The 7781-nt window shown below is 69.4% G+C and carries 8 protein-coding genes; 5 read left to right on the top strand and 3 right to left on the bottom strand.

What is annotated here, in order from left to right; translation table 11 throughout:
- Positions 1-1301, bottom strand: a 1301-nt coding sequence (locus CM1CMNOD_RS07385) for a TIR domain-containing protein (protein WP_165490453.1), incomplete at its 3' end; no start/stop codon positions are given.
- Between the two features lie 353 nt (positions 1302-1654).
- Between CM1CMNOD_RS07385 and CM1CMNOD_RS07390 the strand changes: the two genes are divergently transcribed.
- A complete protein-coding gene (locus CM1CMNOD_RS07390; protein ID WP_202797684.1) occupies positions 1655-2347 on the top strand; it encodes an N-acyl homoserine lactonase family protein in 693 nt (230 codons plus the stop codon).
- Between the two features lie 51 nt (positions 2348-2398).
- Here CM1CMNOD_RS07390 and CM1CMNOD_RS07395 read toward each other — a convergent pair whose 3' ends face one another.
- Entirely contained in the window at positions 2399-2911 is a 513-nt protein-coding gene (locus tag CM1CMNOD_RS07395) for an NUDIX domain-containing protein (RefSeq protein ID WP_013873046.1), read from the bottom strand.
- 251 nt (positions 2912-3162) lie between these two features.
- Between CM1CMNOD_RS07395 and recO the strand changes: the two genes are divergently transcribed.
- From recO to CM1CMNOD_RS07415, 4 genes are all read left to right on the top strand, one after another.
- Positions 3163-3894, top strand: a complete 732-nt coding sequence (gene recO / locus CM1CMNOD_RS07400) for a DNA repair protein RecO (RefSeq protein WP_013873047.1) — start codon at positions 3163-3165, stop codon at positions 3892-3894.
- 211 nt (positions 3895-4105) lie between these two features.
- A complete protein-coding gene (locus CM1CMNOD_RS07405) occupies positions 4106-4909 on the top strand; it encodes an isoprenyl transferase (RefSeq protein ID WP_013873048.1) in 804 nt (267 codons plus the stop codon).
- Between the two features lie 87 nt (positions 4910-4996).
- Positions 4997-5368 carry an antibiotic biosynthesis monooxygenase family protein gene (locus CM1CMNOD_RS07410; RefSeq protein WP_013873049.1) on the top strand — a complete coding sequence of 124 codons (372 nt, stop codon included), beginning with the start codon at positions 4997-4999 and terminating at the stop codon, positions 5366-5368.
- 250 nt (positions 5369-5618) lie between these two features.
- Entirely contained in the window at positions 5619-7046 is a 1428-nt protein-coding gene (locus tag CM1CMNOD_RS07415) for a glycine--tRNA ligase (RefSeq protein ID WP_431307080.1), read from the top strand.
- A 72-nt stretch (positions 7047-7118) separates the two neighbouring features.
- Here the strand turns inward: CM1CMNOD_RS07415 and CM1CMNOD_RS07420 are convergent.
- Positions 7119-7781, bottom strand: a 663-nt coding sequence (locus tag CM1CMNOD_RS07420) for a hypothetical protein (protein WP_242625443.1), incomplete at its 5' end; no start/stop codon positions are given.

Below are 7781 nucleotides of genomic sequence, written 5' to 3' on the forward strand. Positions count from 1 at the left end.
TCCCCGCCCCGCCCGTGCAGAAGCAGGTTCAGGCGCGGGGCGAGAGCCCGGTCGAGCTCCTCGGTGTCCCGCAGTTCGCTGTTGTGCGGTGCCGCCGCGGCGACCGGGTCGTGGTGTACGGCGCCGATCCGCAACCAGCCCTCCCACGCGGGCTCAAGCAGGGCGTCGGCGACGCTGTCGAGCTGCCCGGTGCCCAGCCAGCCATGGCGCACCAGATGCGACTGGGCCATCGTCGAGTTCAGCCCCGCCACCACGACCTTCAGGTCGGGCATGGCGAAAAGCGACCATTCTTCGCCGACCTGGAAACCGACGTCCGCGTCCGGGCCGTAGAAACGGCGCAGCAGCCCGTTGAAGAATGTCCATTTCGGCCAGTACGGCGCGACCGGCTCCTCGTCCATGCCCTCCTGCTGGAGGAAGTAAGCTTCGCAGAGTTTCTCGTTGACGTCATGACTGCCCGGGATGACCGCGAACCGGTTGTGGTTGAGGCGTAGCCCGTCGGCGAGCCCGGCCAGGACATCGTACGCCTGCTCGAATTCGCGTTTCGCGCCCGTTTCGGTGATGTCGCCGGTGATGATGACGAGGTCCGGACGTAGCTCCTTGGTGCCGGTGCCGGTGCCGGCGAGCCTGCGCAGGTCGTCGGACAGCCAGGTGACCAGCTCCGCAGGCGTCCGACCGTCCGTGGGTGGTGCGGGTAGTCGCATTCCTGACAGGTGCAGCACGGTGACGGAATGTTCGTCGGTATCCCCCGAAAATCCTTTCGGGGAGTTTCCTGGAAAGGTCGGTGCGGTGCTGCCGCCGCCGGTGCCGGGAAAGGTGGGAGCGGTCGTGGGTTTTCCTCGTCCGGTGATGGACGCGGTGATTCCCCGGATCAGTTCATCGGTCGCGGTGTTCTCGTCCCTGCCGACCAGGTCGATATAGGTGCGTGAACGCAGAAGGCCGTCCGGCTGGCATTCGCCGACCCGTATCGGAATGATTCTGCGCGTAAACCCGTCCGGATCGTCCGGCCAGACCGCCAGCCATTCGGCGTTGCCGTACCGGGAATCGCGCAGGTACGTCTCCGACAGTACTGGCACCACCCGCGTGGACGCGGGCAGCGCGCGATGCATGCGGGTCGTCCAGTCCGATCCGGGTACGAGGTCCCACGCCTGTACGAACACCCGGGTAGGACGGTTGTTGATCTGGATTTTTTTCTCCAGATGCCAGGCGATCCACTCCGCCCATCTCCCGTCCACACCGGTGTAGCTGATGAAGAAGTCGAACCCGACATCGCCGCCACCGGCCGCATCATCCCCGTTGCTCACAGGTCGAGAATGCCACTGTGTGCCATGGATCGTGCCGTCCGGGTTGACTATGCCGCTCGGGTCGTGGGTTAAGGTCGGGTGGACGGCTGTCGTGCTCGGGGATGCGAGGGCAGCTGATGCGAGGGCGGCTACGGCGGGAGGGCTGCGCACACCGGCCCGGCGGGAGGCGGTGGTGGGCAGGGGAGCGCGGTGGGTGATTCCGCTGACTCTGGGCTGGGCCGAGGTGCCGTATTCGATGTCCGTGCACGGCGCTCCGGACGACGTCCGGTTGCGTGAACCCGTACCGGCGCTACTGGTCGAGGCGGACGGCGTCTGGTTGCTGATCGACACCGGCTTCAACCCCGCGTTCGTGCGTGACAAGGCACTGTGCCGCCGTTTCCACCACGACACCGGCGTGGCCGTGTGGCTCCCGGCCGGGGACGGCGGGCGATCCGCTGGAGGCCGAGCTCGAACGGGTCGGGCTCGTTCTCGAGCGAGTCGACGTGGTTGCGGTGTCCCACCTCCACAACGACCATGCTGGGGGACTGCGTCACTTCGCCGGGCGGACCACGCCAGTGCACATCCAGCGCCGCGAGCTCGACCACGGCCTCAGCACCCATCCGGCGGCTCTGGAGGCAGCCGGCATCATCCGCATGGACTTCGACCACCCCGCGATCACCTGGCAGGTGGCGGACGGCGACATCGAGATCGTGTCAGGGGTGACCGCGGTCCTCACCGCCGGGCACACCCCCGGTCATCAGAGTTTTGTCGTCGAGCTGGACCCCGCGGTGGGCGGTGGTGGGTACGTCTTCGCGTTCGATGCCGCGGACCCGCAGGAGAACATCGACCGTGAACGGCCTGTCGGGGGCACGATCGGCGTTCCGCCGGCAGCGACCGTTGAGCCGATCCGGCGGCTGAAGGCGATCGCGTCCGAACGCGGCCTGCGCCTGGTGCCCGGCCACGACCCTGTCGCCTGGCCTGCGCTGACCGCCGAACTCTCCGTGCCGACCGCCCGCGACCCCCTCGTCAACCGGCCTGACGGCGCTGTTCCACCGACGCTGCGCTGATCACGTTGATCGCGTTGGACTGACGGCGCGTTGGACTGACAGCTGGTCCGGTCAGGGATCCGCGGTGGGGCTGCCGGCAGCGTTCAGGGCGGCGTTCAGGAGGGCGTCCCGGTTGGTCAGGATGAACTCCCCGAGTTCCGGTGGCAGCAGCGTGAAACCGGCGAGGTCCTCGCCGCGCAGGTCGATGCGTTCGATCTCGTAGCCGCCCTTGGCCGGGTTGGTGAACTCCGAGCCGGTACGGGCGGCGAGATCCATGGTGACCAGCCGGCAGACGAAGAAGTGCTGGACGACGATGCCGGGCCGGCGGCCATCACGGTCGCTGCCCACCTTCGGCGCCCTCGGCGCGCTGGTGAGGAACACCTGCTGGACGCGGTCGACGGTGGCGCCGAGTTCCTCTGCCAGTTCGCGGTGCAGGGCCGCCTCGACCGAGGCGTCCTCGGCGTCGACCCCGCCACCGACCGTGGACCAGTAGGGCGCCACACCGGGCGGTGTCCGGCGGAACACGATCAGATGCCCGTCGTTGTCGATCAGGATCGCGCGGGCTGCCCGCCGTACGATTCGCACCGGTCCATCATCGCCTCCGCACCGGTGCCGCCGATATCCGGACGCTTCCCGGCCGTTCCGGGCACACGGTGGAGGGAGAAAACACGGCGAATGCGGACAGTGACGACGACGGCGTGTCCAGCTCCGCCCGGGGCCGGGGCTGTCGCGGTTCGGTCCCGCATCGATCTTCTGACCTGGCCGCGGCCGGCACGTGTCGCGATCATCTCGACCGTGCTCTGCCCCCTTACCGGAATGCGTGCAACCATGGGCAGGTGCCGGTCTATCGAGATGAAGGTGTCGTCCTGCGGACGACGCCGCTGGCCGAAGCCGACCGCATCATCACCGTTCTGACTCGGCGGACCGGGCGGATACGCGCGGTGGCCAAGGGGGTGCGTCGCACGTCGTCCCGCTTCGGCGCGCGGCTGGAGCCGGGTACCTATGTCGATCTCCAGCTCTACGAGGGGCGCTCTCTCGACACCGTCACCCAGGCCGACATACTCAGCCCGTATGGCGCGGTGATCGCGTCGGACTATCCCCGGCACACCGCGGCGGCGGTCATGTTGGAGACCGCCGAGCGGCTGACCAGCGAGGAACGCCAGCCGGCGATGCGGCTGTTCCTGCTCCTCGTCGGTGGCCTGCGCACGCTTGCCCAGGGTGAGCGGGCACCGTCCCTCGTCCTGGACGCGTTCCTGCTCCGGGCGTTGACCATCGCCGGTTACGGGATGGCTCTGGCGGACTGTGCCCACTGCGGTGACCCTGGACCCCACCACGCGTTCTCCGTCCCGGCGGGAGGCGTAGTGTGCCCGGAATGCCGACCGCATGGAGCGGTGTCGATGTCCCCGGCCGCTGTGAAGCTGCTGTCCGATCTGCTCACCGGGGACTGGGACCGCGCCGGGATAAGCGAGGCCCGTACCCGGCGCGAGGCCGGCGGATGCATTGCCGCCTACCTTCAGTGGCATCTCGAATACGGATTGCGCACATTGCCCCATCTGGAGCGGGTGTGAACAGGACCGGGCAGCGGGCCGCGGGCATTCTCGACACAGCCACCGTCGACAGGACCACTGACAGGGCCGTCAACAGGCTCATTCTCAGGGCCGCTCACAGGGGCCCTGACGGGGCTGACAGGACTGACGGGCCTGACAGGGTCGCCAAAGGCCGTCCAAGGTCGTCCAAGGCCTTCCAAGGCCGTCAACAAGCAGGAGGGGGGTCAAGCCGGTGAATCCGCGTAACGGGGGGGCTGGGCAGTTCCGGGCGCCTCACCCACATCCTTCCGGCGCATGCCCGCCGGAGATTCCTTCCGCGTTGATCCCACAACATGTCGCCATCGTCATGGATGGTAACGGTCGGTGGGCAAAAATGCGCGGCCTGCCGCGGACGAAGGGCCACGAAGCCGGTGAGGACGCTCTCTTCGACTGCGTGGAGGGGGCCATCGAACTCGGCGTCCGCTGGCTGTCGGTGTACGCCTTCTCCACCGAGAACTGGAAACGGTCACCGGACGAGGTCGCGTTCCTGATGCGTTTCACCGACGGGGTGTTCGGCCGGCGCATCGACGACATGGACACGCTCGGGGTCCGGGTCCGGTGGGCCGGTCGGCGTCCACGGCTGTGGAGCAACGTCATCCGGCGGCTGGAAACGGCCGAGGAACGCACCCGCGGGAACGATCGTCTCACCCTGGTGATGTGCGTCAACTACGGCGGGCGGGCCGAGCTCGCCGACGCCGCCGCCGCCATCGCCCGGGACGTCCGCGACGGCCGGCTGCGGCCGGAGCGCATCGACGAGAACACCCTCGCTCGGTATCTCGACGAGCCGGAGATGCCCGACGTCGATCTGCTGATCCGTACTTCCGGGGAACAGCGGCTGAGCAACTTCCTGCTCTGGCAGGCGGCCTACGCGGAGTTCGTGTTCGTCGAACGGCTGTGGCCGGACTTCGACCGGCGTGACCTGTGGGCGGCGTGCCTCGACTTCGCCAAGCGGGACCGCCGCTACGGTGGTGTCGTCGCCCATCCCTCCGGAGTCTGATCCGGGCCTGCCCGGCCGGCTGTGACCGGTCGCCGCCGCGGCCCGGCAGGAGCCCGGCAGGGCCGGCCGGACTGATAGAACCGTCCAGTGGTTGTCGTCACCCGGCTACGGGTCCCAGCGGAGGAGGCTGTCACCTTCCGTGAACGGGCAGAACGGACGCTGGCGGTTCTCGCCGCCGCGCGAGGCTACCGTTCGGCTCGGCTGGGGCGAGCCGTGGACGACCCGGAACTCTGGGTGATCGCATCCGAGTGGGACGGGGTGGGTGCCTGGCGCCGGGCCCTGGCGGCCTTCGACGTCCGGGTGGAGCTGACGCCGCTGATGGCCTATGCCGTCGACGAGCCGGGTGCGTTCGAGGTGCTGCTGGCGCATGACGCCGCCGGCGGCCCGGTTCGCCGTGGTGGCTCCGACCTGGCGGCGGACGCCGCCACCGCCGGGCCCGGTGACAGGCCGTCGGGATGACCAGCCCGCCGCGGGCGAGGCCGTACCTGCCCGATCATGATCACCGTTTGGCCCGTACGCTGGGTGCTCGACTTCCTCAACGGCACCTGATCCTCTTCAGCGGGCCGGCGGCCCTGCGCGTCGCTGGCGGCGCGCGGGGGAACACGATCGCGTCGCCGGCGGTCCGCTGGAACGTCAGCGGGCCCAGCCGCCCCGCGGCCGGCCGGTCCGCCAGGTTGTGCCAGGGGGCAGGTCGAGGACCCCGCCGCCCATGTCACCGACGACACCGGGCAGAAAGGAAGGGAGCGCCCGCGTGGCCAGTGCATCCGACCGCATGGACACCATCGTCAGTCTGTGCAAGCGCCGGGGGTTGGTCTTCCCCTCGAGCGAGATCTACGGTGGCCTGCGGGCCTCGTGGGACTACGGTCCGCTCGGGGTCGAGCTGAAGAACAACGTCAAGCGCGCCTGGTGGAAGGCCATGGTCCAGGGCCGGGAGGACGTCGTCGGCCTCGACTCGTGCGTGATCCTCGCCCGCGAGGTCTGGGAGACCAGCGGCCACGTGCAGGTCTTCGTCGACCCGCTGACCGAGTGCCTGTCCTGCCACAAGCGGTTCCGCGCCGACCATCTGGAGGAGGCGTTCGAGGCCAGGCGCGGCCGGCCGCCGACGGCGCTCACCGAGGTCGCCTGCCCGAACTGCGGGTCGCGTGGCACGTTCACCGAGCCGCGGATGTTCAACGGCCTGCTCAAGACCTACCTGGGCCCGGTCGAGGACGCCTCCGGCCTGGCCTACCTGCGTCCGGAGACGGCCCAGGGCATTTTCATCAACTACGCGAACGTCCAGGCGACGGCCCGGCGCAAGCCGCCGTTCGGAATCGGCCAGATCGGCAAGTCGTTCCGCAACGAGATCACCCCGGGTAACTTCATCTTCCGGACCCGTGAGTTCGAGCAGATGGAGATGGAGTTCTTCGTCCCGCCGGGCGAGGACGAGACCTGGCACCAGTACTGGATCGACGAACGGACGAAGTGGTATCACGACCTCGGCGTCCGCCCGGAGAACCTGCGTCATTTCGAGCATCCGAAGGAGAAGCTCTCCCACTACTCGAAACGGACCGTCGACATCGAGTACCGTTTCGACTTCGTCGGGCTGGAATGGGGCGAGCTGGAAGGCATCGCGAACCGGACGGACTACGACCTGTCCGTGCACGCGAAGGCGTCCGGCGCGGACCTGACCTATTTCGAGCAGGCCACCGGTACCCGGTACACCCCCTATGTCATCGAACCGGCGGCCGGGGTGGACCGTGCCACCCTGGTGTTCCTGCTGGACGCCTACGCGGAGGACACCGCGCCCAACACCAAGGGCGGGGTGGACCGCCGGGTGGTGCTCCGGCTGGACCGGCGGCTCGCGCCGGTGAAGGCCGCGGTGCTGCCGCTGTCGCGCAACGCCGACCTGTCACCGGTCGCCCGTGACCTGGCCGCGGCGCTGCGCCGGCACTGGAACGTCGACTTCGACGACGCCGGCGCGATCGGGCGTCGCTACCGCCGGCAGGACGAGATCGGCACGCCGTTCTGCCTCACGGTCGACTTCGACTCGTTGCAGGACCAGGCGGTCACCATCCGCGAGCGCGACACCATGGCGCAGGAACGCGTCGCCATGGACCAGGCGGTCTCCTACCTCAACGCCAAGCTCGGCCCCTGCTGACTCCTCCGGCCGGTCACCCGCCCGGGACCTTCCGGGGGAGTCAGGTCGGACGTGGTCGTGCCGGCGGGATGCTCATGCCGTCGGGCCCGGCGGATCCGGCAGGTCCGACGGATTCGGCGGGTCCGGCAGGGCGAGGTCGGTGGAGCCGAACCGGTCCGCGAGGAAGCGGCCGTGGGACAGCAGCCTGGCGGCGTCCCCGGCCGCCGCCGCCTCGGTGACGTCCCGTACGCCCCTCTCCAGCAGCTTCATCTGGTCGACGACGACCTGGCGCGGGGTACGTCCGTCGTCCAGTCGGTGCGTCTCGGCGTACCGGGGTGGCAGGCCGAGATACACCTCCAGCGCGGTCGGCAGGTAGTCGTCGATGGTCCGCACGATCACGAACGTCTCGGGCGAGCCCGCACGCAGCAGGTGGGGGCGGTCGAGCACCTCCCGCAGCGCGTCGACAACCCGCGCCGCGGCCGCGGTGACCTCGGCCGGCGCATGGGCGGCCAGAGCCAGTAGCTGCGCGTCGACGGCCCTGCGAAGCTCGGCGACGCGCAGCCGGGCTCCTGCCGGCGCCGCCGGACGGGAAGCCGGTGCCACCAGGGCGCCCACCGCGTACAGAGCGGCGACGACGAACGGCCACTCCGGCAGGCCGACCACGCCGGTGACGGTCAGTCCCAGTCCGCCGATCGCGGCGGTACAGCCGGCGATGTTCTTCAGCGATCCGAGCCAGGCCAGCACCTTCTCGCGGGG

This window comes from Protofrankia symbiont of Coriaria myrtifolia (assembly GCF_900634755.1).
GTDB classification, from domain to species: Bacteria; Actinomycetota; Actinomycetes; order Frankiales; family Frankiaceae; genus Protofrankia; species Protofrankia coriariae.

Coding starts and splice junctions, on each gene's coding strand:
- CM1CMNOD_RS07415 (WP_431307080.1), top strand. CDS start 5,619: ATGTCACCGACGACACCGGGCAGAAAGGAAGGGAGCGCCCGCGTGGCC.